Here is a 1,915-nt window from a genome sequence, read left to right as displayed (position 1 = left end):
CTGACGGGACGCGGGCAGCCGCCGCTCATACCGTCCGGCGGCGACCGCTAAGGGGCAAATCCAGTCATATCACCATTCAACGTACCGTCACCGGTATTTTTCTCGTCACCGTCGTTCTTCCCGTCTCCGCCGCCGCGCGGCGGGAGGGCGTCGTCGATCTCGAAGTAGGCGGGCAGCTGCCCGCGCCCGGCCAGTCGCAGCACCCGGACCAGCCGCCTGCCCCGCAAGGCCCGTACATCACGAACCGCGTCGTTGTACAGCTGGCGGGCGAGGGCCACCCGCGCCGCGGCGACGTCCACCGCGTGCAGAGCGTCGGGCGCGCGATCGGCTGTCGCGGCGACAGCGGGTGACCGCAGTGCCCGGCTGAGATTGTTCTCCACCGCTTCGGCGTCGTCCAGCGGGCTGTCAGCGGCGAGGACCGCCTGGGCCGCCCGCGTCCGGGCGGCCGCCGCGCCCAGTTCCGTCAGCTCGCACTGCCGGGCGAGTTCCCCAGCCGCGGCTACCCGCAGCGCCAACTGGCTGGTCAGACCCGCACGGGCGTCGGTGACCCGGACAGCGAGACGGTCCAGACGGCTCGCGAGCCAGGTGAGGTAGGTGGCGATCAGAACAATGACCACGACCGTGAGGACGACTAGGAGCACCTCGCGCAGCGTAGTCAACGGCGAATGATCTCGCGCCGGGGGGCTTGACTCCGATCAAGCAGAATGGCGCATCGTTTCAGAATCAGGACTCACCGCCACCGACACGGGCACGTCACCGGCAACCATCTCATACACCCCGGCAATACGTTTCGCTATCGCCGGCCAGTCGTAGGCGGCCACCACCGCACGGCCCCGCTCGGCGAGGCGGTTGCGCTCAGCCTGATCGGCCAGCAGCTCGGCAAGCGTGTGGGCGAGCCCTGCCGCATCCCCAGCTGGGAACAGCCGGCCAGCCTGGCCGTCATCGAGAACGCGGCGGAAGGCGTCAATGTCGCTGGCCACCACCGGTGTGCCGGCGGCCATCGCCTCCAGCAGGACGATGCCGAAACTCTCCTGCCCGGTGTTCGGCGCGCAGTAGACCTCCCCGGAACGGAACACCCGGGGTTTGTCCGCGTCGGAGACCAGGCCGAGCAACCGCACCCGCTCCCGCAGGCCCGGGTCAACCCGATCGAGTACCGCCTCCCCGTCGCCTGGGCCAGCGACCAGCAGGCGCGCCTGCCCGCACCGCGCCACCAGGGCCGGCAACGCCGCCAGCAGCACGTCCAGGCCCTTGCGGGGCTCGTCGATACGCCCCAGGAAGACCACGGTCGCGTCACCCGGTGGACGGGTGGGCAGCGGCGTGGCGTCCCGGAAGGCGTCCACCGCCACACCGTTGGGAATGAGGAGCGCGTCCGCGCCGAGATGTTCGACGATCGTTCGCCTGGCCGCCTCGGACACCGCGATCCGCGCCCGGATCTTCTCCATCGAGGGCTGCAACGCGCCGTGAGCGGCCGTAAGAATCTTCGAACGCGGGTTGGACGTGTGGAACGTGGCGACAATGGGACCATCGGCAAGCATGCACGTGAGCAGGCTGACGCTGGGTGCCGTGGGCTCGTGGACGTGCAGCACGTCGAAATCGTGCTCCCGCAGCCACCTGCGCACGCGGGCCGCTGACACCGGCCCCATCAGCAGCCGGGCGACCGAGCCGTTGTAGGGCACCGGCACCGCGTGGCCCGCGTCCACGGCGTACGGCGGCAGGGTGCTCTCGTTGTTCACCGGAGTGATGACCGAGACGTCGTGGCCCAGGCTGATAAGGGTCTCGGCAAGGTCCCGCACGTGCACCTGCACCCCCCCGGGCACATCCCAGGTGTAGGGACACGCGAGACCGATCTTCATGTTCCCGCTCCGGTCGCCGCCGGGCCGGCCGATCCCGGCTTTCCCCCAGGCTCGGCCCGCTC

General features: G+C 70.3%; 2 protein-coding genes. Both read right to left on the bottom strand.

The window, feature by feature from the left end:
- Positions 1-47 precede the first annotated feature (47 nt).
- On the bottom strand, positions 48-659 hold the full coding sequence (locus MJ783_RS16645) for a hypothetical protein (RefSeq protein ID WP_239311361.1): 612 nt from the start codon (positions 657-659) through the stop codon (positions 48-50).
- A 36-nt stretch (positions 660-695) separates the two neighbouring features.
- Positions 696-1,853: a glycosyltransferase family 4 protein gene (locus tag MJ783_RS16640; RefSeq protein ID WP_239311366.1), complete on the bottom strand. Its 1,158-nt coding sequence runs from the start codon at positions 1,851-1,853 to the stop codon at positions 696-698.
- Between the last annotated feature and the right edge of the window lie 62 nt (positions 1,854-1,915).

Source organism: Protofrankia sp. Cj3, from assembly GCF_917627355.1.
Taxonomy (GTDB): domain Bacteria; phylum Actinomycetota; class Actinomycetes; order Frankiales; family Frankiaceae; genus Protofrankia.
The sequence above is the reverse complement of the archived record's forward strand: the minus strand, read 5'-3'. Positions and strand labels throughout refer to the sequence as shown.

Coding starts and splice junctions, on each gene's coding strand:
- MJ783_RS16640 (WP_239311366.1), bottom strand. CDS start 1,853: ATGAAGATCGGTCTCGCGTGTCCCTACACCTGGGATGTGCCCGGGGGG.